Raw genomic sequence first — 21,415 nt, 5'->3', positions numbered from 1 at the left:
AATCTGCAAAGTATTACCATAAAATAAATTTCCACACAAAAACAGGGCGCGTCAGAAGTGGCGACGGCCCTGTTTTTTGTGTGAAAATTATGCCGGATTGATGACGATCCGGTTCCGCCTGGCCAGTGCAATGGCGATATGGCAGCCTTCCGCGATGGCGCAGGCTTTATCGGCAAAGCTGATGATCCAGGCTTCCCTGTTGCGTGGAAGAGGTCCCAGAGGGAACATATGTGAGAGTATCGCATCCAGCTCTCTGTCTGTGACATCAAAGTGTGCGGCACTGTTGTCTGCGGCAGCCTTCGGGTGATAAAACGCCTGATGCTCACCGGTCGGTGTCTTCGCCCTGAAGTCATAGGGACAGAAATCGTGGAGAAGTCCTGCCCTTGCGGCGGCTTTCTCGTCACATCCCAGCTTCCTGGCAATGAACCAGGAGAGGTAAGAAACATTGATACTGTGCATGAGCCGTGTGGTCCACTGGTGGTGGGTGTACAGGCTCAGCTTCAGGAACTCTCTGTTACAGAGGATGTTCTTCACAAGCTCATGATATTCCTGTGAGACCTCATCCGACACCGTGATATCCATCGGCAATCACCTTCTTTCTTTTGTTTATAATTTCATTATGACGATTATGGAGAAAAATGCAATATGGTTTATAGTTTTTTTAGAAATTAGCTTGGACAAATTTATTTGGGATGGGAAATGTCAGCGCACAGAAGTAAGGAGAATGTTTTTTGGGGGTCTGTTCTTTGGGAAATTATGGTATAGTAAAGTGAAAACGCTATAACGGTTTTATGGACAGCTATATAAGATAGGCTGAAAATAGCTGATTTAGATGGTTGACATAATAAAAAGAAGAGGAGCGTAATATATATGAAACCAGAAAAACTGATTGAAGTACTTTCCGTTGCAGAGCGGTTAAAGGATGCAGTGCGTCATAGTTATACTTCCGGTGGCAGACATGAGAGCGTTGCAGAGCATTCCTGGAGGATCACGCTGATGGCATATTTTGTCAGTGATGAGTTCCCTGAGGCGGATCTTCTGAAAATTATGAAAATGTGCCTCATCCATGATTTGGGAGAAGCTTTTACCGGAGATATCCCAGCCTTTGAAAAAACGGATAAAGATTCGAAGAAGGAGGCGGATGTACTGGGCGAATGGGTGAAAATCCTGCCGGAGCCATTCAGTAAAGAAATGTCAGAACTCTATCAGGAAATGGAAGAGCAGCAGACTCTGGAGGCCAGGATCTATAAAGCTCTGGACAAGTTGGAAGCCCTGATCCAGCACAATGAATCTGATATTAAAACCTGGATTCCGCTGGAATATGATCTGCAGATGACTTACGGAAATGAACAGGTGAAATTCTCAGAATATCTGACAGAGCTTCGTGCAAAGGTTCGGGAAGATAGTGTACAGAAAATTCAGAAAAAAGGTTGTTGAATATGAATAACTCATGTATATTAATATGTATGGAATAAGTCCAAAATGCTTATAAAAGGGGGAAAAAGTAATGAAAAAAGCAGTAAAGAGATTATTGGTGTTATTTCTGGCACTTACATTTATCGTGACAGATCTTGCAGTAGCACCGGTCACAGCGCAGGCGGCGGGTACACTCAAATTTCATAAGTCGATCGCTCTTATGAAGGGTGAGGAAACCGGATATGTAATCATAAACTCTGTCAGATCTGACAAAGTTCTGGGGCTGAAATCCAGTAATACCAGTGTGGTATCAGTAAAAAAAATGCCGTTTCTGGATGATTATACCCTTACGCTGAAGGCAAAAAAAACAGGAACTTCTATCATATCCTTCAAAGTAAAAAGAAAGAATGGAAAAACATATTCTTTCAAATCTAAAGTTACGGTACATAATTATTCAAATCCGTTAAATGTGTGCAAATTCGGAAGAAAAGATTATAAAAAATCCTTTGATAAAAAGACCATGGTTCCGGTTGCGAAAGGTTATTCCAGAAAGGCAAAAGTATGTATCACTGCAAAGAAGGGCTACAAGATAGTTGCAATCTATTACAGTGAACACGGAACCGGAAGACAGAGAAAGATCAAAAATGGAAGCACAGTCACTTTGGATGGAGAACATTATCTGCAGATATTGTATAAGAATACCAGCAAAAATTATGTATCATCGGTATATCTGGATGGATATAGTATGTAGAGATGATGAAAAAAAGGAACCGGGAGACCGGTTCCTTTTTTCGTGTGTGCGCCCGGCGGCGCACGTTTCTAACGGGGGCAAGTCCCGAATCCGCCTGGTAGTGGGAAGGATATAGCCGAAGGCAAGGGTGTCCATCGTGAGGTGGAATCTGAAGGAAGCCGGATGTGGGAATAAACTAACCACGGGCAAATCTCTGGTCTGACGAACAGAAATCACATATAAGGTTTTGCATGAGGGTAAGGCTGCACAACAAGTCAAAGCCCAATAACTACACGGAATCATGCGGAATAGATGTGGCAGATAGATGGAGAGAAAGAAGCGTGTGATACCCGGGGAGGTCTGCGCGACATGCCTCGAAAGAGGTAACCACTGCCAAAAGCAGTGCTGAACGCACAGAAGTCAGCAGAGGTCATAGTAGCCGAGAGGTGAAGGACTGAATCAATAGGAGTCTCAAGTATGACCCGGAAAGGAGAAATGAGCAGATGGATGCAGAAAACAAGGAAAGCTGCTTGCAGAGAGATAGCGCGGAACGTAAAGGGTATGTAAGAGCGCACCGCTCATTCAACCGGATATGGAAAGAAAGGGACAGTGCAGAGCCGGATATCTTAGGTAAGATACTGAATAAGGACAACCTAAACAGAGCTTACAAAAGAGTGAAGGCAAACAAGGGAGCGCCGGGAGTAGATGGGATGACCATTGAAGAGGCGTTCCAGTGGATAAAGGAACATAACCACGAACTGACAGAACAGATTCGAAAGGGGCATTATACCCCATCGCCTGTGAGACGAGTGGAAATTCCCAAATCAGACGGAGGAGTACGAAAACTTGGTATTCCGACTGTCATAGACCGTATCATCCAACAGGCAATGTCACAACAGCTGATACCGATTTATGAGCCAAAGTTTTCGGATGGAAGTTTCGGATATCGTCCGGGACGGAGTGCGAAAGACGCAGTTCAGAGGATAGAGGAGTATGCAGAACAGGGATATACAAAAGCAGTAGTCCTAGACCTGTCAAAGTATTTCGATACACTGAACCATGAGTTACTTGTAAATATCCTGCGCAGAGATGTAAAGGATGAACGTGTAATACAGATGATAAAGAGGTATCTTAGAAGTGGAGTGATGGAAAACGGTGTAGTCATTAAGACGGAAGAAGGATCACCACAGGGAGGAAATCTCTCCCCACTGTTAGCCAATGTATATCTTAACGAGTTTGACCAGGAGTTCAACAAAAGAGGAGTACCGTGCATTCGCTATGCAGATGATATCGTATTGCTAGCGAAGAGCGAACGTGCATCCGAACGGTTGTTGGAAAGCAGTACGAAATATCTGGAAGGGACACTGAAACTAAAGGTGAACCGAGAGAAAAGTCGTACGGTCAGTGTGTTTGCAATAAGAAATTTTAAGTACCTTGGCTTCTGTTTCGGGAAGAGCGGAAAAGGAATCTATGTCCGTGTCCATGGAAAGTCATGGAAGAAAGCCAAGGAGAAGCTGAGAAAGCTCACTTCCCGGAGCAGGTGCGGAAGTATAGTAAAGACCATGGAACGTATAAAAGAATATATGCGAGGATGGCTGAACTATTACAGTATGGCAGACATGAAAAACAACGTCGAAAGGCTGAACAGGTGGCTGTATCGAAGGATACGAATGTGTATCTGGAAACAGTGGAAACTGCCAAAGACACGAAAACGGAAGCTGATGGGGTTGGGAATGCCAGAATGGGCAGCCTGTGAAGGAGCCTACAGCCGAAAAGCTTATTGGAGAATGGCAAATGCAGGAGTGGTCAAACGAGCACTAACAAAAGAAAGACTGATAAACTGGGGCTTTTATGATTTAGCCACAGCCTATCAGTCCATGCACGTCAACTATTGAAACCGCCGTGTACCGAGCGGTATGCACGGTGGTGTGAGAGGACGGCGGTTAGTCACCGCCTCCTACTCGATTTGTGTTTGGGTTATTATTTACCGAAGTATCTCTTAAGCAGACCAGCGAATGCTTTTCCGTGTCTTGCCTCGTCCTTAGCCATCTCATGTACCGTGTCATGGATTGCGTCAAGGTCAGCTGCTTTCGCACGTTTTGCAAGGTCGAATTTACCTGCTGTAGCGCCGTTTTCAGCCTCTACACGCATCTGAAGGTTCTTCTCTGTGCTGTCTGTTACAACCTCACCAAGGAGCTCTGCGAATTTAGCTGCATGCTCTGCTTCCTCGTAAGCAGCTTTCTCATAGTACATACCAACTTCCGGATATCCTTCTCTGTGAGCAACTCTAGCCATTGCAAGATACATACCAACCTCAGAGCACTCACCCTCGAAGTTCGCTCTCAGGTCTGCAAGGATGTCCTCGCTAACGCCTTTAGCTACACCTACAACATGCTCAGCTGCCCATGAGAGCTCGCCTTCCTGTTTCTGGAATTTAGAAGCTGGTGCTTTACATACTGGACAGGCTTCCGGTGCCTGCTCGCCTTCATAAACATATCCACATACTGTACATACCCATTTAGCCATAGTAATGATCTCCTTTTCTTTTTTGAAATATATTGTTTGTTTTTGTTTCTTCTAAATTAAAAATAGTAATTATTACTATTTTATGATACCATGTGATCTTTGTTTTGTCAAGCTTGTTTTTCTTCTTTTTTCAGGCATTCCTTGCAGATCCCATAGAAGCTTGCATCTACGTCAAAGACTTTTCCGTGGATAAATTCTGCAGCTGCCTGTTCAAGAATTCCGTTAAGGCTGTCTGACTGCATATCGATCACCCGGTTGCATCTGGTACACATGAAATGTGAGTGTGGTGCGACCCTTCCATCGTAGCGATCCGCGCTTCCGAAATTGGTCAGCTTCCGGATCTCACCGATGTCACTGAGAAGAGAAAGATTACGGTAGACAGTTCCGAGACTGATGTTCGGGTAGATCTGTCGAAGATTCTCGTATACTGTATCTGCCGTTGGATGATCTGTTCTGGATCTCAGAAATTCCTTGATGGACTCTCGCTGACGGCTGTATTTAAGTGCTGCCATAATGTTTCCTCCTATCAGTAATAGTAATTATTACTGATATTATAATACATGACAGAGGGAGATTTGTCAAGAGGTTTGGATATGATTATCCTGAAATATTTTCATTTTATGAGTTGGATGTAAATGAGTATTTTTACGCTGCAGGTGTAGGGGATATTTGCAACCCTGCAGAGGACTTACTTGATTCGGTTAAATGGTGAGAACTGGCAGTCGGATGTCTGACAGAGTGTTTGTTATAAGGAATATTGTGCCCTTAATGATAGGATTTTATCAGTAAAAATTCTCGGTGAAAATTTATAAAAATAAGTTGACATAGACTAACTTTGGTAGTATATTTACAACAGTTAGAGAAATCTAACTAATATGTAAAGGAGAATGCAAATGACTTGTGAAAAATTTGAATCTGTCATGGGTTATCATTGTTCCCCTGTATTAATGGGAATGAAACCGGCGAATCTTGTTTCCTTTTCCAAGGAAAAAATGCCGGAGCTGCCGGAGATCATTTCGGATTATGAGGAGAGTCTTGAACGGGAAGGTATCCGTATGGAGATCATCTGTGGATGCAGGAAGCATTATCTTCTTCTGGTGTACCGGCCGGATATGCTGCAGGAATATCTTAAGCAGGATGAAGCCAGGAAACTTTTGCTTCAGGATGGGTATAATATAGATAGTTCTTTGGATGAGATGATCGCCCGTTTGAAGGAGAGATTTTTTCATAAGACGGAGTTTCCTCATGAGATCGGACTTTTCCTGGGTTATCCCATTGAAGACGTGAAGGGCTTCCGGAAGTTCGGAGGCAGTGGCTGCAAGATGTGTGGTTACTGGAAGGTTTATGATGATGTGGAGCAGGCTCGCAGGATTTTTGACAGCTACGATAAGTGCCGGGAGTTTACTGCGGCGCAGATTCGTGCGGGGTATTCGATTTTGCAGGTTGTTGGTATGAAGCATCTCTGTACATCTCAGATGTGCGTATAATATAAAGTTTAAAAACAGGAGGTTTTTAAGATGAGCAAGGTAGGAATTATTTACTGGTCTTCTACAGGTAACACAGAGGCTATGGCGCAGGCTGTTGAGGAAGGTGCAAAAGCAGCTGGTGCGGATGTTGAGATCATGGAAGTTGCAGATGCAGATGTAGATAAAGCTCTCTCTTATGATGTTTTGGCACTTGGTTGTCCGGCAATGGGAGATGAGGAGCTTGAGGATGGTGAGTTCGAGCCATTCTTCTCTGATCTGGAAGGCAAACTTTCCGGTAAGAAAGTTGCGCTTTTCGGTTCCTATGACTGGGGCGACGGAGAGTGGATGAGAACCTGGTGCGGCAGAGCAAAAGACGCAGGCGCAGAGCTTGTTGATGATGAAGGACTCATTGTAAACAACACACCTGATGATGAAGGACTTGCAGCTTGCCGTGAACTTGGCGGAAAACTTGCATAAGATCTATTAGATTTCAAATAAATAAAAACTGAGCAGAGCATTGGATTTTCAAACACAAACACCATCCGGACAGAAGGGATAGATATCTTTTTTGTCCGGGTGGTGTTTTATTTTGAGCGAAAATATCTGCTTATTACTTTGAGGAAATATAGAAGAAATGAATATTAAGACAAAAAATCCTTGTTGATTTTAATATTTACGTGTCCTAAAATAGATAAAAATGAAATAAAGCAGGAAAGTGAGGGATGCCGGATGACGCGGGAGGAAGCGGAACAGTATTTATATTATGCGATGACAATTGGTGAACAGCTTCTTTGCTGCGGAGCAGAGGTTGGACGTGTGGAAGATACCATACGGCGGATCTGCCTGGCATATGGAGCCACCCGGGCAGATGTTTTTTCTATCACATCCAGTATTGTGACGACTATTTATGGAGAGGATTTCGGTATTTGCACCCAGACGCGGCGTGTGCCGGGAATGTCCAATGATCTGGGACGGCTGGATGACCTGAACCAGCTTTCCAGATACATCTGTGAGTATCGGCCGAAGCCGGAGGAGATCCAGAAGGGGCTGGAAAAGATCCGGGATAAACAAGGATATTCTTTTAAAACGCAGATTTTGATCTATGCTGTAATTTCAGGTTCTTTTTCCGTGTTTTTCGGAGGAGATGTCAACGATATGATTGCTTCTGCGCTGATTGGTATCGCTCTGAAGCTGTTTGAGGCTTTTGTAAAAAAAGGTGCATTAAACTCGCTGCTGACAGTGCTTCTTTGCTGCGGAGCCGGCGGAGTACTTTCCAATCTTACAGTTCTGATCGGGCTTGGACATCATGCGGATCTGATCAGTATCGGAAATATCATGCTTCTGATACCGGGAATTGCATTTACCAATTCATTGCGCGATATGTTTTCAGGAGATACCATTACAGGTTTGATCCGATGTATGGAGGCGCTTTTGCTGGCACTGGTCGTGGGCCTTGGTTTCACGGTGGCGAATCTGTTGTTTTAACCGAATCAGGGAAGTTCTCTTGAAGGTTACGAAAAGCAATAAGCAGTGAATGAGGAGTTTACATACTGTATCAATTGCGGAGTAGCGAAATGCAGCAGATAATGGGAGCATTTGATAGTAGTTATGATTTATTCAGGAGGAAAATATGCGGGAAATCATACAGCTGGTTGTATCCTTCACAGGATCCCTCGGCTTTGCGGCATTATTTAATATCCATGGAAAAAAACTCTGGTTTGCGGCATTGGGTGGATGTCTGTCCTGGGCTGTATATCTGGCAGTAGAGTTCATAACGCCAAGTCCGTATGTGTGCGGTTTCTGGTCAACAGTAGCTATTACTTTGTATGCAGAATGTATGGCAAGAATTCATAAAACGCCGGTAACTGTATTTCTGGTTTCCGCGACAATTCCGCTGATTCCGGGAGCAGCACTTTACCGGACAATGAACTGGATGTTGATGAAGGACTGGGCGAAATTCCAGAAAGACGGAATCTATACGATCCTTTTTGCGGTGAGCATGGCAGCAGGAATGACGCTGACAACCATTGCGTTCCGGATGGCGTGGCGGTGGATGTACAGGCAGAGGAGAATGTAATACAGTATCGAAATTCCCCGTTTACAAACCATCGGAAATGTGTTACGATTTTCCCATATGGAAAACTCATGGAAGAAGAGAGTACATGTGTACACCGTACTACAGGGAAATCCCCGGAGAACTTTTTAGATGTAGGCTGTGACGCAGTTGATGTCATAGATCTGCGGCAGAGTGAATGGTAAAGGTTCACTTTATGCAGGAGTTCCGAGACTGAGAGGGATGTGCAGGCGCAGATGGAAGATGGCTTCGGAGAGGCATTGCTGAACCGGTTTAAACGCGATAAGCGAAGTGCGAATGTCCGATTTAACGGACCCCGGCAGGCAGTGACAGGACCGCCTGTTATAGCGGAAGGGTATAGAGCTTGCTGTACCTGATGAGGTTTTTGCCGCGAGGCAGGAACGAAAAGAAGTGGTAACACGGGTAATAACTCGTCTTCTCATATCGTTATGGTATGAGAAGGCGTTTTTTATTTTTATATTTATGGAGGAAAGAAAAGATGGAAAAGCAGAGATATTATATCAGCACTGCCATTGCGTACACATCCGGTAAACCGCATATCGGAAATACCTATGAGGTCGTTCTTGCGGATGCGATCGCACGTTTTAAAAGACAGCAGGGTTATGACGTATATTTTCAGACAGGTACTGATGAGCATGGCCAGAAGATCGAGCTGAAGGCTGAGGAGGCTGGTGTTACACCAAAGGAATTCGTAGATAACGTTTCCGGTGAGATCAAACGCATCTGGGATCTGATGAACACATCCTATGATAAATTCATCCGTACAACAGATAAAGACCATGAAGAGCAGGTCAAAAAAATCTTCAAAAAAATGTATGCAAAGGGAGATATCTACAAGGGTCATTATGAAGGAATGTACTGTACACCATGTGAGTCCTTCTTCACAGAGTCCCAGCTTGTAGACGGCAAATGTCCGGACTGCGGACGTCCATGCGTACCTGCCAAGGAAGAGGCATATTTCTTCAAAATGAGTAAATATGCAGATAAGCTTATTGACTACATCAACACACATCCGGATTTCATCCAGCCGGAGTCCCGTAAAAACGAGATGATGAACAACTTCCTTCTTCCGGGACTTCAGGATCTCTGTGTATCCAGAACATCCTTTAAATGGGGAATCCCGGTAGATTTCGATCCGAAGCACGTTGTATATGTATGGCTGGATGCCCTGACAAACTATATCACAGGTATCGGCTATGACTGCGACGGAAACAGCAGCGATAAATTCAACAAATACTGGCCGGCAGATCTTCACCTGATCGGAAAAGATATCATTCGTTTCCATACCATTTACTGGCCGATCTTCCTGATGTCTCTGGATCTTCCGCTTCCGAAACAGGTATTCGGACATCCATGGCTGCTTCAGGGCGATGGGAAAATGAGTAAATCCAAAGGAAATGTAATCTATGCAGATGAGCTGGTTGAGTTCTTCGGTGTAGATGCTGTCCGTTATTTTGTACTCCATGAAATGCCATTTGAGAATGACGGTGTGATCACATGGGAGCTGATGGTTGAGAGACTGAATTCCGACCTTGCAAACACACTTGGAAATCTTGTAAACCGTACAATTTCCATGTCTAACAAATATTTTAACGGAGTCGTTGAGAATAAGAATGTTACTGAGCCGGTTGATGAGGATCTTAAGAGCTTCATCCTTCAGGTTCCGAAGAACGTTTCCGCAAAAATGGACAAGCTTCGTGTGGCAGATGCTATCACAGAGGTATTCTCTCTGTTTAAACGCTGCAACAAATATATCGACGAGACAATGCCATGGGCACTTGCAAAGGATGAGACAAAGCAGGATCGTCTTGCAACCGTTCTCTACAACCTGGTTGAGGGAATCTGCATCGGCGCATCTCTTCTGAAATCCTTTATGCCGCGTACAACAGAGCGTATTCTTGTACAGCTCAACGCAAACGAGAGAACTCTTGAGGAGATGGAGCAGTTTGGTCTTTATCCTTCAGGAAACCGCGTAACCGACAAACCGGAGATCCTTTTTGCGAGACTTGACCTGAAGGAGGTTCTTGAGAAGGTTGAGAAGCTTCATCCGAAGAAAGAAGAGCCGAAGGAAGAGGTAGAAGAGGAGAAAACAGAGAACGTGATCGATATCGAGGCAAAGCCGGAGATTACTTTCGATGATTTTGAGAAGCTGCAGTTCCAGGTTGGTGAGATCATCGCCTGTGAGGAGGTTAAGAAATCCAGAAAACTTCTCTGCTCTCAGGTTAAGATTGGAAGCCAGGTTCGTCAGATCGTATCCGGAATCAAGGCTCATTATTCCGCAGAGGAAATGGTGGGCAAAAAGGTTATGGTCGTTACAAACCTGAAGCCTGCCAAGCTTGCCGGAATCCTCAGCGAGGGTATGATCCTCTGTGCAGAGGATGCAGAAGGAAATCTTTCCCTGATGGTACCGGAGAAAGAGATGCCTGCAGGCGCTGAGATCTGCTAAGTATAGACAGATATGGAATTGAATCATTTTGATAAAAACGGCAATGCTGTTATGGTGGATGTGTCCGACAAACCGGTCACTCACCGTACGGCAACAGCCACGGGTTCCATTCAGGTAAGCCCGGAGATCATGGCCGCGGTAAAAAGCGGAAATGTGAAAAAGGGTGATGTACTTGGTGTGGCCCGTGTGGCAGGTATCATGGGTGTGAAGCGTACTTCTGAGCTGATCCCCATGTGCCATCCACTTCCCATCCAGAAGTGTTCTGTGGATTTTGAGACCGATGAGGATGCGGGAGTGATCCGTGTATTCTGCACGGTAAAAACAGAGGGAAAAACAGGCGTGGAGATGGAGGCCCTGACAGGTGTTCAGGTGGCGCTTCTTACCATTTATGACATGTGCAAGGCAATTGACAAGCACATGGTCATGTCTGATATCCATCTGGAAGAAAAAACAGGAGGCAAAAGCGGAGATTTTCGTTTTGAGGAAAAATAATGATAGACAGGTGCGGAAGAAATATTGATTATCTCAGGATTTCCGTAACTGACAGATGTAATTTGCGGTGTATTTATTGTATGCCGGAGGAGGGAGTGCAGCATGTGGAGCGCTCCCTCATTTTGCAGGAAGAGGAAATTTTGAGGATCTGCCGGGTGATGGCAGAGCTGGGTATCCGGAAGATCAAGCTGACCGGCGGGGAACCGCTTGTACGGCCGCGGATGCCTCAGCTGGTGGAAAAACTGAAAAATATGCCGGGGATCGAGAAGGTGACTCTGACTACAAATGGTGTGCTTCTGAAAGATCAGATGAGTGATTTTGCCCGGGCGGGACTGGACGGATTGAATATCAGCCTGGATACGCTGGATGAGGCCTGCAGCAGGAGGATCACGCGGCGGGATGAACTGGGGCGGACGCTGGAAGGGATTTCGGAGGCAATGAAGTATCCGGAGATTTCGCTGAAGATCAATTGTGTGCCTCTTGGGATCCCGGAGCAGGATCTTTGCCGGGTGGCGCTTTTTGCCAGGGATCACAGGGTGCATGTGCGGTTTATTGAGATGATGCCCATTGGGATGGGAAAAGAATTTCATGGGGTGTCGGAGGAGGAACTGCTTCGGATCCTTGGGGAAAAGCTTCCGCGGTTTTTGCCGTATGTTGGGGAGCCCCTTGGGAATGGACCGTGTCATTATTATGATGTGGATGGTTTTTCCGGAAAGATCGGGTTTATCAGCGCGGTGAGCCATAAGTTCTGTGGGGAGTGTAACCGGATCCGGCTGACTTCTCAGGGCTTTTTGAAGACTTGTCTGCAGTATGCGGCGGGAAGGGATCTTCGGGAGGTGATCCGCAGTGGTGGTTCGGATGAGGTGCTGAAGGCTGTGATCCTGGAGGCTCTGGCGGAGAAACCGGACGGGCATGCTTTTGGCGTAGGCCTGGAGAAACAGAAGGATGATAAGACGGAGAAGCTTTGTATGGCTCAGATCGGAGGTTGAGTGATGAAGAGAGTTGCTGTGATCACTTCTAGTGATAAGGGTTACAGAGGAGAGCGTGAGGATCTTAGTGGTCCTGCTGTGAAGGAGATTATGGAGGCGGTCGGGTATGAGGTTGTTTCTGTGGATGTTTTGCCGGATGACCGTGGGATGCTTGGGAGCCGGATGGCTGAGATCGCAGATCTGGGACTTGCGGAGCTGATCCTGACTACGGGTGGTACCGGGTTTTCTCGGAGGGATGTGACACCGGAGGCTACGGAGGATGTGATTGAGCGGCGTGTGCCGGGGATTCCGGAGGCGATGCGGGCGTTTAGTCTGACGATCACGAAGCGGGCGATGCTGAGCCGGGCTACGGCCGGGATCCGGAAGGGGACGTTGATCGTTAATCTGCCGGGGAGTCCTAAGGCTGTCAGGGAGTGCATGGAGGTTATTATTGAGGCGTTGGGGCATGGGATTGAGATTTTGACCGGCGATGCTGGAGAATGCGGCCGGTAGTGTGTGGGGTATACTTAGACTAACGAACGGACGCCCAACGGAGGCAGGGCCAGTACGGTGACACGCTGCGCGGCCTGTTCGGCTGCGTCGCTGGTTTGCGGCCATTCGCGCCAACTCGCCTGCGGCTCAAACAGGGCGCTCGGTGGCAGCAGCTATACTCGCCTCTCGACGGCCGCTCCGCTAACGTCACCGTACTGGCCCTGCCTCCGTTGGGCTGGCTGTTGGATGTGGTAGGTTTTATGATTAAAATTCATCTTCAGCGATTCATAATTCCTGAGGCTTGAGAGTTACATGTGGTAGGTTTTGGAAATCAATATTGCTGGTGTGATATAGGAATAAATTTGGTAATGATGTGTGATTAATAGGAGTTTGCTATGGGAAAAGTACTTGCGGTTTGTATCAGTGAGAAGAAAGGAACACAGAAGAAGAATGTCGGGTCTGCGGTTTTTGTGGAGGACTGGGGGCTTGAGGGGGATGCTCATGCTGGGAAGTGGCATCGGCAGGTGAGTCTTCTTTCCGGTGAAAAGATCGATGCATTTCGTGCAAAGGGCGCAGAGGTTGAGGATGGTGCTTTTGGTGAGAATCTGGTTGTGGAAGGGATTGAGTTTGCAAAGCTTCCGGTTGGCACCAGATTTCGCTGTGGTGAGGTTGTGCTGGAGCTGACTCAGATCGGAAAAGAGTGCCACAATGGCTGTGCCATTTTTCAGAAGATGGGTGAGTGCATCATGCCCCGGGAAGGTGTGTTTACAAGAGTGCTGAAAGGTGGAAAAGTTTCCGTCGGTGACGAGATGACTGTGGATAAAGCTATGATTTTTGATACCCATGCACATTACGATGATGAAGCTTTTGATGAGGATCGTTCTGACATGCTGGATAGCATGCAGGAGAATGGGATCGGGCATATTGTGGATGTGTGTGCTTCTGTGGGACATTTTGATCGGGTTTATGATCTGGTTGAGAAATATCCTTTTGTTTATGGCGCAGTGGGTGTTCATCCGGATGATGCGGATAAGGTGGATGCAGCTGTGCTGGATGAGATCCGCAGATATTGTGACATGGAAAAAACGGTAGCTGTAGGCGAGATCGGCCTAGATTATTACTGGCATAAGGAGAAGGAAGAGCATCTTCTCCAGCAGAAGGTATTCCGCCAGCAGATGGACATCGCCCGTGAGAAAAAGCTTCCGTTTATGATTCACAGCCGTGATGCAGCAGAGGATACGCTGAATATTGTGAAAGAATATATGCAGGATGGGATGTATGGCGGAGTTATCCATTGTTTTTCCTATAGTAAGGAGATTGCAAGGGAGTATCTGAATATGGGACTTTATCTTGGAATCGGCGGAGTGGTTACTTTTAAGAATTCTCGGAAGCTGAAGGAAGTGGCAGAGTATGCACCGCTGAATCAGATCCTGCTTGAAACCGACTGCCCCTACATGGCACCTGTGCCGAACCGTGGAAAAAGAAACAGCTCCCTGTATCTGCCGGAGGTTGTGAAGACCATTGCGGAGATTAAGGGAATCAGCTGCGAGGAGGTTGTGGCTGTGACGGAGAGTAATGCGTTGAAGGTGTTGGGGTTGATATGATAAACTGCAGAGATATGCTATTCAATTATGGGCAAGTGGCGAACGTCCACTCGACCTTAAAAAATATGAAATGAAAAAAGAGCTGTTGTATGGCAGATGTGCGTGATCATCTGTTCAACAACAGCTCTTTTTGCGTCAACAAGAACAATCCCCCTCTCAATGTTAACCCCACGTTAAATCTTCATTCAACCTTCGCAAAGTCCATTGTATTCCATTTTTTCCATCCCTATAATATACGCAGATAAAGCAATTTCAGGAGTTGATGAGATCTGAATCTGAAGAAGCTGGCTGGCAGATCAGAATTCATGTATCAGAGCTCGTGTAAGGGAAGAGAGATGGATAGCAGTATGGACAAAGTTCTGACGGTGATCGTACCTGTCTACAATATGGAAAAATATATCCGGCAGTGTCTGGAATCTCTGGTGATCGGGGAGGTGTTGGACCGGATCGAGGTGCTGGTGGTGCTGGATGGTTCAAAGGATGGTTCTGCGGAGATCGCGTATGAGTTTGTGGAACAGTATCCGGATACCTTCCGGATCATTTATAAGGCGAATGGGGGTCATGGCTCAGCAATCAATACAGGTCTTATGATGGCGTCCGGTGAGTATGTGAAGATCCTGGACAGTGATGACTGGGTGGAAAGGGATGCTTTCTGCAGGTTGGTGGATTGCCTTGAGACGGAAGGGACAGATATTGTCTGGAGCAATTATTACTGGGTTTATGAGATGGATGGAGAAAAAGCGATCCAGTATCGGGATCCTTTTCCGGAGGTTGTTTATGGAAAAAAATACCGGTTTAAGGATATTGCGGATAAAACCTTTATCAAGATGCATTCCATGACGATCCGGACGGATCTTGTCAGACAGGCAGGGCGGAAGATCGATGAAAATTGCTATTACGTTGATGTGGAATTTGTTATGTATCCCATCACTGAGGTAGAGACGATCATTTTTCTGGATGAATTTGTTTATATGTACAGGCTGGGGCGTTCCGGTCAGAGTATGTCCATGGAGCAGATGCGCAGGAACCACAGAAATCATGAACGGGTACTGAACAGTCTTCTGGATTTTTATGATGAGCAGAAATTCAGACATCTGGATCAGGCGCATCTGGATTATCTGGAAAAGGGAATTGCAAGGGTAGTCAGCAGTCATTTTAAGATCTATCTGAGTTTTCCCTGCTCCGGAAAAGTGTTTGCAATGATGAAAGCACTGGATGAAAAGATCCGGGAAGAGTATCCGGATGTTTATAAGAAAGTAGAGAATAAGGTTGTGTGGGCGATCCGGCGAAGTGGTTATCTTCTGTATTATCCGGGACATTTTTGCATGAGCCTGAAAGAGAAAAAAGTATGAGCGGCGAAGTGATACGGATTCAGCAGATGATCTTTCCGGAGGATGAAAAAGAAAATCATAAGCTATATTATTCGGGGACCGGGTATGAGCGTACAGAAGCCGGACTCTATGTAACAGAAGGCGGGAGGGTCGAGCTGTTTACGTATTTTAACGGATTTTTCGTGAAACAATGGAAGCGTTATACGCAGATCAGGAACCCTTTTGCAGAACTTTTGGTGCAGGGAAACTGCAGGCTCTCTCTTTTGTACAAGGATCAGAACGGGAATACGGTCATTGAAGAAAAAACAGAGCTCCATGCAGCGAAAAAACCGGAAATCCTGCGTATAAGGATGTGCTCATGGAAAGAAGCAGAGGTTTACTGGATCCGTGTGGAAGGCTTTGAGGACGGTGCTCTGCTGAGGGATTTTTCCATTTATGCAGAAGTGGAAGAGGTTCGCAGAGTAAACTGTGCAGCAGTGATCTGTACCTGCAGGCGTGAAAAGGATGTCACAGCTAATATCGATCAGATCCGGAAGCTTTCCGGGGAGAAGCGGCCGGAGGTTTTTGTTGTTGACAATGGAAACACCCTGCAGGAGCATGTGTTTCCGGAGTTTGTGAGATATATTCCCAACAAAAACTGCGGTGGAGCAGGTGGCTTTACCAGAGGAATGCTGGAAGCAGTAAAGCAGAAAAAATTTACTCATGTGATCCTGATGGATGATGATATTTCTCTGGAACCGGAAGTTCTGGAACGGACCAGATGTTTTCTTTCGGTGCTGAAGAAAGAGTATGAGGATGCTGAGCTGGCAGGCTCGCTTCTCAGAAAGGATATTCCATGGGAACAGTTTGAATGCGGAGCAGACTGGAACCGGGGGCGTATCAAAGCTTACGGAAAAGGCTTTGATCTTCGTGACAGGAATACATTGCTGGAGAATGCAGAAGAGAACAGTCCGGAATATGGAGGCTGGTGGTATTGCTGCATTCCTGTAAAGGAAATCCAGAAAAAGGGATATCCGCTTCCGCTGTTTATTCACAGGGATGATATTGAATACGGGATCCGTATAGGAAAGACGATCACTGTGAATGGAATCGGTGTGTGGCATGAAGCTGTCACAAGAAAGCTTTCCCAGGCTGGGGAATATTATGACATTCGAAATATGGCCATTGTGAATGCAGTGCATCTCCGGGATTTTACAGCAGCAGAATGGAAAAAATTCCTTGTTAAATGGACTCTTGGAAATATCCTCAGAGGAAGATACCAATATATCAGGCTGAATTTTCTGGCGGTACAGGATTTTCTGAAGGGAGAATCATGGCTGGCAGAGGAGGACGGTGTGAAACTGAATGGAAGGGTCAGAAAGCTTCTCCCCCAGCTTGAAGAGGTGGAGAAAAAAACAGAGAAGGCTTTTCTGGTTCCGGCAGATATCAGCGTTTATACCGTGGCAGTCAGAAAAAGAGTGATCTATCAGGACCCGTCCGGAAAATGTCTCAGAACGGATAAAACCTTTGGGAAAACGGTACGGGCACTTGCTGGTCTGATGCGTATGCTTCCAGTGGTGGACCGGGATTTTGAAAACGCGAAAACCAGCTACAGAACAAAATGGAAGGAGCTTACTTCAGAAAATTTCTGGAACGGATATCTGGAGTGTAAAGAAGATGAATAACTATTTTAAGCTGCAGAATGTTCTATTCTGTGAAGATGATAAAATTGCAACACACTGGAAAATGTTTTTTCACGGAAGCCAGCCTGCATATGACAGACAGAACCGATGTATTGTGATCGGAGCCGGACAGGTGGTGGATTTCTGCACATATTTTAATTCCATCGCTCTCCGGAAATGGAGAACCTATACCTGGGCAGACAAACTGATCCTGAAGCTGAGAGTACAGGGAAAAATGGAGATCTGCCTGACCGGATACGAAAAAGAAGACAATCGTTATATACGAAGGATCGTTGCCAGAAAGAAGATCGTTGCAGAGGAGGAAAAGGAGATCAGGATCCCATATCCGGATAAACCGATGGAGCTGGCAGGATTTGAAGTTCATGCACTGGAGCATTCCACGATCTTTGAGGGGGAATATGGTACAGAGGTTCCGGCAGATAAAAGAACCCATGTGTCGCTGCATCTGGTAACAACGACCTTTAAAAAAGAAGAATATATTTTGCCGAATATTGAGCTTCTGAAAAAAACAGTGCTTACGGAAAAGCGCCTGGAAGAGATATCGGACAGAGAATCTCTGGCAAAAAATTTCTGGATCCATGTGGTGGATAATGGCCGTACGCTTTCTCCGGAGCAGATTGAAGCGGATCATGTGCAGCTTCATCCTAATCTGAACACCGGAGGTGCTGGAGGATTTACAAGGGGAATGTTGGAAAGCTTGGAGCACAGAGAAAAGCCTACCAATGTTCTTCTTATGGATGATGATGTGCTGGTTCTTCCGGAAAGTATCATACGTACGTATCAGCTGCTTCGGATCCAGCGGCCGGAATATAAAAGACATTTTATCAGCGGAGCCATGCTTTATTATGAGGAGATGGAGCGCCTTCATGAGGATGTGGGATATGTAAACAGGACGGGTGAATATGGCCCTTTGAAACCGCGGATCAATACAGCCAGAATAGAAGAGGTCCTTCGCCGTGAAGAACAGAAACAAAATTCGGATACCGCATATGCGGGCTGGTGGTATTGCTGTATCCCTGTGGAATTTGTAAGAAAGGATAACCTGCCGCTTCCGTTTTTTATCCGTGGTGATGATGTGGAGTACAGTCTGCGTAATAAGGCGGAGTTTATTACAATGAATGGGATCTGTATCTGGCATAAAGGCTTTAACAACAAGTTCAACGGAGCAATGGAATTTTATCAGGTGCACAGAAACAGCCTGATCCTTCAGGCGGCCAGCGGAGTATGCCGGAATATAGACTTTATGGACAGGATCAGCAAGCTTGTGCGGGTGAATCTGCTGCGGTTTAATTATGACGGGGCTGAGCAGCTTCTGGATGCAGTGGAAGATTATCTGAAGGGCTATCATTTCCTGATGAAGAATCAGGGCGAAAAGCTCATGAAGGAGGAGTCTTCAAAAAATGAGAAGCTGATCAGTCTGGAGCATTTCCCGGAGGCACCTATGAAGCCTTATGAGGTATATAATGATCCGCCCAGAAAACCACTGGAAACTTTTTTGTACAGGCTCACTTACAACGGACATTTCTGGCCATCTTGGTTACTGAAAAAACAGGTTGTTCCGGTGGCCTATGACTGGTTTTATTCGCCGCATCTGTATTTTTTCAGAAGAAAATTGCTGGTTGTGAATCCTGCAATGGAGACCGGAGCGTACCGTGAAATGGACAGAAAACGGTTTATCCGTATTCTTCGAAGAAAACACCGGATCATGAAGCAATACAAAGAAACACATACCCATGTAGAACGGGAATTCAGGGAGCACAGAGATGAAATGACATCGGAGAGCTTCTGGAGAAAATATCTGGAGATCGATCAAAAATGAAAAAGAACCATATAGGAAATCTGAATAAAACACAGTGTTTCGGATGTACCGCATGTGAGTATACATGTCCATTCGGAGCAATTATCATGGAGCGTGACCAGGAAGGATTTTTTTATCCAAGGGTGGACGAACAGAAATGTACGGACTGCGGACGATGCCGGAAAGTCTGCCCGTCTGTAAATCCAAAGGATATGACAAATTCACCGGAACCGGAAACCTATGCAGTGCGTAGTGAGGATGCTGTTCGCAGAAAAAGCAGTTCCGGTGGAAGCTTTACACTTCTGGCCCGGAGTGTACTGGACAAGGGCGGTGTTGTCTGTGGCGTTGTTATGAATGAGAAATTTCAGGTGTTCCATACATTTGCCCGGAATGAAAAAGAACTGGAACCTATGCGGCGTTCCAAATATGTAGAAAGTGATCTTGGTGATATTTTTCCGAGGATTCGTGAGTTGCTGGATAAGAAAAAGAAGGTTCTTTTTACCGGTACACCCTGTCAGGTAGCTGGTCTGAAGGCTTATCTCGGCAAAAACAGAGAGGGGCTTTTTACCGCGGATCTGATGTGTCACGGAGCCACTTCTTCCATGGTATTTCACCGTTATCTGGAGGAAACCTACGGAATCGAAAATGTGAGGACCTATTATTTCCGTACAAAAAAATACGGTTACAACGGAACTACCAGCGTGGCAGTACTGAAGAATGGCAGATCTTATATGTGCAGTGATGATAAAGATCCTTTTGTGAAGGGCTCTTACAGGAGTCTTTTTCTCAGAAGATCCTGTGAAGACTGTAAGTTTGCATCGCTTCCCAGACAGGGTGATCTTACGATCGGTGATTTCTGGGGATTACGAGCATATGATAAAGAGCTGCACAGTGAACTGGGGACATCTCTTGTGCTTGTAAACAATGACAGGGGAAAAGAGCTTCTTGAGGATGCTCTGAAGGATGCCGGATTTGTCAAAAAGCTTCCGTTTGAGGCAGCAAAGAAAAATCGTTTCCGGGAAAAAATGCACGTGCATTCCCAGAGAGACCGTTTTTTTGAGATGCTGCAATATACCAGTATGCACAAGGCAGTGGAATACTGTACGGAAGGCAGATATGACGTTGGTATGCTGGGTGTGTGGTTTGGCTGTAATTACGGAAGCATTGCCACATATTACGGCTTGATGAAGCAGCTTCAGGGACTGGGCCTTTCGGTGCTGATGATCGACAAACCAGGCTATACAGATGAGGACAGAGAACTCAACGGAGAAAATCACAGTCGGATTTTTGCAAACTCGCATTTTCATGTAAGCCGGAAATATGCGCTGAGTGAGATGCATCTTCTGAACCATAAGTGTGATTCCTTTGTGATCGGGTCAGATCAGGTATGGAATTATGGGATCTGCCGCAATTTCGGAAGAAGCTTTCTGATGGATTTTGTCCGTGATGAAAAGAAAAAAGTAGCAGTTGCGGTGTCCTTTGGTCATGGGAAGGATTTTCGACCGGAGAGAGAACGGCTGGTTTCGGCAGAATATCTTAAGCGATTTGATGAGATTTCAGTAAGGGAAACCTCGGCAGTCGATATTCTGGATAAAACCTTCGGAGTGTCTTCTGTCCGTGTTTTGGATCCTGTTTTTTCCACAGACAGAAGTGTTTATGATGCGATCGCAGAGGAATCTTCAAGGAAAGAAACAGAACCGTATCTTCTTACTTATATTTTGGACCCGACTCCGGAGAAAAAAGAGGCGATCCGTTTTCTTTCCGAAAAACTGGGACTGCGGGCAGTGCATATCCTGGACGGAACGCCATGGAATTATGAGTCCAATAAGGAAAAAATGGGGATGGATGGAATTCTGGAAAATGTGAAATTTCAGGACTGGATCTATTATTTCAAAAACAGCAGCTATGTGCTGACAGATTCCTGCCATGGTGTCAGCTTTGCGCTGATCTATCATAAACCCTTTGCCGGGATCGGAAACCGTCACAGGGGCATGGAACGGTTTAATTCTCTGACTCATCTTTTTCAGGTGGAGGACCGGGTTGTCACAGATCCGCTGGAGATCACAAAGTCTGACCGTTTTCTCAAACCGGTAGATTATGACAAGGTTGCAGAGATCATGGAGAGGGAAAAGGAGATTTCTTCCAGATGGCTCAGAGATGCGATGTTTAAAGAAAAAGAATCCCATACCAGTCAGACCTATGCCGCTCAGATCACTCCGGTCCGGAAGGAGGATATCCGGATCGTGGCGCAAAGGGTTCAGGCACCGCCTCAGCCTTTGTGGAAAAAGATATTCAGCAGACTGCCGGAGAGCGTGCAGAAAGGTATCAAAGAGAAAGCTGGGAAATACAGACAGAAGAGGTGACTGGAA

Annotated in this window: 20 protein-coding genes; 17 read left to right on the top strand and 3 right to left on the bottom strand. The window is 45.8% G+C overall.

Features of this window, described 5'->3' with window-relative positions; genetic code table 11:
* Positions 1-87 precede the first annotated feature (87 nt).
* Positions 88-582, bottom strand: coding sequence for an HD domain-containing protein (locus tag NQ489_RS16715; protein ID WP_021650269.1), 495 nt, complete (start codon positions 580-582; stop codon positions 88-90).
* 288 nt (positions 583-870) lie between these two features.
* Between NQ489_RS16715 and NQ489_RS16710 the strand changes: the two genes are divergently transcribed.
* From NQ489_RS16710 to ltrA, 3 genes are all read left to right on the top strand, one after another.
* On the top strand, positions 871-1,437 hold the full coding sequence (locus NQ489_RS16710) for an HD domain-containing protein (RefSeq protein WP_021650267.1): 567 nt from the start codon (positions 871-873) through the stop codon (positions 1,435-1,437).
* 70 nt (positions 1,438-1,507) lie between these two features.
* Positions 1,508-2,167: a hypothetical protein gene (locus NQ489_RS16705; RefSeq protein ID WP_021650266.1), complete on the top strand. Its 660-nt coding sequence runs from the start codon at positions 1,508-1,510 to the stop codon at positions 2,165-2,167.
* A gap of 482 nt (positions 2,168-2,649) precedes the next feature.
* Positions 2,650-4,041 carry a group II intron reverse transcriptase/maturase gene (ltrA, locus tag NQ489_RS16700; RefSeq protein WP_021650934.1) on the top strand — a complete coding sequence of 464 codons (1,392 nt, stop codon included), beginning with the start codon at positions 2,650-2,652 and terminating at the stop codon, positions 4,039-4,041.
* Between the two features lie 85 nt (positions 4,042-4,126).
* On the opposite strand, the gene NQ489_RS16695 is transcribed toward ltrA, so the two are convergent.
* Together NQ489_RS16695 and NQ489_RS16690 are read right to left on the bottom strand one after the other, a co-directional pair.
* Positions 4,127-4,672: an NADH peroxidase gene (locus NQ489_RS16695; RefSeq protein WP_015526390.1), complete on the bottom strand. Its 546-nt coding sequence runs from the start codon at positions 4,670-4,672 to the stop codon at positions 4,127-4,129.
* A gap of 107 nt (positions 4,673-4,779) precedes the next feature.
* On the bottom strand, positions 4,780-5,184 hold the full coding sequence (locus NQ489_RS16690; RefSeq protein WP_015526389.1) for a Fur family transcriptional regulator: 405 nt from the start codon (positions 5,182-5,184) through the stop codon (positions 4,780-4,782).
* A 381-nt stretch (positions 5,185-5,565) separates the two neighbouring features.
* On the opposite strand from NQ489_RS16690, the gene NQ489_RS16685 reads away from it, so the two are divergent.
* The 14 genes from NQ489_RS16685 to NQ489_RS16615 all read left to right on the top strand — a co-directional run bounded on the left by NQ489_RS16685 (position 5,566) and on the right by NQ489_RS16615 (position 21,409).
* Complete coding sequence (locus NQ489_RS16685) at positions 5,566-6,159, top strand: DUF3793 family protein (RefSeq protein WP_022426572.1); 594 nt, start codon at positions 5,566-5,568, stop codon at positions 6,157-6,159.
* A gap of 30 nt (positions 6,160-6,189) precedes the next feature.
* Positions 6,190-6,615 (top strand): flavodoxin, encoded by a 426-nt coding sequence (locus tag NQ489_RS16680; RefSeq protein WP_021653092.1) that lies wholly within the window; start codon positions 6,190-6,192, stop codon positions 6,613-6,615.
* 252 nt (positions 6,616-6,867) lie between these two features.
* Complete coding sequence (locus NQ489_RS16675; protein WP_021653091.1) at positions 6,868-7,623, top strand: threonine/serine exporter family protein; 756 nt, start codon at positions 6,868-6,870, stop codon at positions 7,621-7,623.
* A gap of 145 nt (positions 7,624-7,768) precedes the next feature.
* Positions 7,769-8,215, top strand: a complete 447-nt coding sequence (locus NQ489_RS16670; protein ID WP_021653090.1) for a threonine/serine exporter family protein — start codon at positions 7,769-7,771, stop codon at positions 8,213-8,215.
* Positions 8,188-8,397, top strand: a complete 210-nt coding sequence (locus tag NQ489_RS16665) for a hypothetical protein (RefSeq protein WP_044962486.1) — start codon at positions 8,188-8,190, stop codon at positions 8,395-8,397. The genes NQ489_RS16670 and NQ489_RS16665 overlap by 28 nt, the downstream gene beginning before the upstream one ends.
* 314 nt (positions 8,398-8,711) lie before the next feature.
* Positions 8,712-10,679: a methionine--tRNA ligase gene (metG, locus tag NQ489_RS16660; RefSeq protein ID WP_044962484.1), complete on the top strand. Its 1,968-nt coding sequence runs from the start codon at positions 8,712-8,714 to the stop codon at positions 10,677-10,679.
* A gap of 12 nt (positions 10,680-10,691) precedes the next feature.
* Positions 10,692-11,171 (top strand): cyclic pyranopterin monophosphate synthase MoaC, encoded by a 480-nt coding sequence (gene moaC, locus NQ489_RS16655; protein WP_021653088.1) that lies wholly within the window; start codon positions 10,692-10,694, stop codon positions 11,169-11,171.
* Positions 11,171-12,160, top strand: coding sequence for a GTP 3',8-cyclase MoaA (gene moaA, locus NQ489_RS16650; protein ID WP_044962482.1), 990 nt, complete (start codon positions 11,171-11,173; stop codon positions 12,158-12,160). Before moaC ends, moaA begins: the two co-directional genes overlap by 1 nt.
* A gap of 3 nt (positions 12,161-12,163) precedes the next feature.
* Complete coding sequence (locus tag NQ489_RS16645; RefSeq protein WP_227945553.1) at positions 12,164-12,652, top strand: MogA/MoaB family molybdenum cofactor biosynthesis protein; 489 nt, start codon at positions 12,164-12,166, stop codon at positions 12,650-12,652.
* A 374-nt stretch (positions 12,653-13,026) separates the two neighbouring features.
* Entirely contained in the window at positions 13,027-14,235 is a 1,209-nt protein-coding gene (locus tag NQ489_RS18010) for a TatD family hydrolase (protein ID WP_021653059.1), read from the top strand.
* Positions 14,236-14,582: 347 nt separating this feature from the next.
* A complete protein-coding gene (locus NQ489_RS16630; RefSeq protein WP_044962450.1) occupies positions 14,583-15,587 on the top strand; it encodes a glycosyltransferase family 2 protein in 1,005 nt (334 codons plus the stop codon).
* Positions 15,584-17,230: a glycosyltransferase gene (locus NQ489_RS16625; protein ID WP_021653057.1), complete on the top strand. Its 1,647-nt coding sequence runs from the start codon at positions 15,584-15,586 to the stop codon at positions 17,228-17,230. The genes NQ489_RS16630 and NQ489_RS16625 overlap by 4 nt, the downstream gene beginning before the upstream one ends.
* Positions 17,223-19,067, top strand: coding sequence for a glycosyltransferase (locus tag NQ489_RS16620; protein ID WP_021653056.1), 1,845 nt, complete (start codon positions 17,223-17,225; stop codon positions 19,065-19,067). The genes NQ489_RS16625 and NQ489_RS16620 overlap by 8 nt, the downstream gene beginning before the upstream one ends.
* Positions 19,064-21,409 (top strand): polysaccharide pyruvyl transferase family protein, encoded by a 2,346-nt coding sequence (locus NQ489_RS16615; RefSeq protein ID WP_021653055.1) that lies wholly within the window; start codon positions 19,064-19,066, stop codon positions 21,407-21,409. The genes NQ489_RS16620 and NQ489_RS16615 overlap by 4 nt, the downstream gene beginning before the upstream one ends.
* The last annotated feature ends 6 nt before the right edge of the window (positions 21,410-21,415 follow it).

This window comes from Blautia sp. KLE_1732_HM_1032 (assembly GCF_025147905.1).
Classification (GTDB): domain Bacteria; phylum Bacillota; class Clostridia; order Lachnospirales; family Lachnospiraceae; genus Blautia_A; species Blautia_A fusiformis.
The sequence above is the reverse complement of the archived record's forward strand: the minus strand, read 5'-3'. Positions and strand labels throughout refer to the sequence as shown.

Excerpts from the sequence above, each read along its gene's own strand:
- NQ489_RS16715 (WP_021650269.1), bottom strand. The coding sequence starts at position 582 with ATGGATATCACGGTGTCGGATGAGGTCTCACAGGAATATCATGAGCTT.
- NQ489_RS16710 (WP_021650267.1), top strand. The coding sequence starts at position 871 with ATGAAACCAGAAAAACTGATTGAAGTACTTTCCGTTGCAGAGCGGTTA.
- NQ489_RS16705 (WP_021650266.1), top strand. The coding sequence starts at position 1,508 with ATGAAAAAAGCAGTAAAGAGATTATTGGTGTTATTTCTGGCACTTACA.
- ltrA (WP_021650934.1), top strand. The coding sequence starts at position 2,650 with ATGGATGCAGAAAACAAGGAAAGCTGCTTGCAGAGAGATAGCGCGGAA.
- NQ489_RS16695 (WP_015526390.1), bottom strand. The coding sequence starts at position 4,672 with ATGGCTAAATGGGTATGTACAGTATGTGGATATGTTTATGAAGGCGAG.
- NQ489_RS16690 (WP_015526389.1), bottom strand. The coding sequence starts at position 5,184 with ATGGCAGCACTTAAATACAGCCGTCAGCGAGAGTCCATCAAGGAATTT.
- NQ489_RS16685 (WP_022426572.1), top strand. The coding sequence starts at position 5,566 with ATGACTTGTGAAAAATTTGAATCTGTCATGGGTTATCATTGTTCCCCT.
- NQ489_RS16680 (WP_021653092.1), top strand. The coding sequence starts at position 6,190 with ATGAGCAAGGTAGGAATTATTTACTGGTCTTCTACAGGTAACACAGAG.
- NQ489_RS16675 (WP_021653091.1), top strand. The coding sequence starts at position 6,868 with ATGACGCGGGAGGAAGCGGAACAGTATTTATATTATGCGATGACAATT.
- NQ489_RS16670 (WP_021653090.1), top strand. The coding sequence starts at position 7,769 with ATGCGGGAAATCATACAGCTGGTTGTATCCTTCACAGGATCCCTCGGC.
- metG (WP_044962484.1), top strand. The coding sequence starts at position 8,712 with ATGGAAAAGCAGAGATATTATATCAGCACTGCCATTGCGTACACATCC.
- moaC (WP_021653088.1), top strand. The coding sequence starts at position 10,692 with ATGGAATTGAATCATTTTGATAAAAACGGCAATGCTGTTATGGTGGAT.
- moaA (WP_044962482.1), top strand. The coding sequence starts at position 11,171 with ATGATAGACAGGTGCGGAAGAAATATTGATTATCTCAGGATTTCCGTA.
- NQ489_RS16645 (WP_227945553.1), top strand. The coding sequence starts at position 12,164 with ATGAAGAGAGTTGCTGTGATCACTTCTAGTGATAAGGGTTACAGAGGA.
- NQ489_RS18010 (WP_021653059.1), top strand. The coding sequence starts at position 13,027 with ATGGGAAAAGTACTTGCGGTTTGTATCAGTGAGAAGAAAGGAACACAG.
- NQ489_RS16630 (WP_044962450.1), top strand. The coding sequence starts at position 14,583 with ATGGACAAAGTTCTGACGGTGATCGTACCTGTCTACAATATGGAAAAA.
- NQ489_RS16625 (WP_021653057.1), top strand. The coding sequence starts at position 15,584 with ATGAGCGGCGAAGTGATACGGATTCAGCAGATGATCTTTCCGGAGGAT.
- NQ489_RS16620 (WP_021653056.1), top strand. The coding sequence starts at position 17,223 with ATGAATAACTATTTTAAGCTGCAGAATGTTCTATTCTGTGAAGATGAT.
- NQ489_RS16615 (WP_021653055.1), top strand. The coding sequence starts at position 19,064 with ATGAAAAAGAACCATATAGGAAATCTGAATAAAACACAGTGTTTCGGA.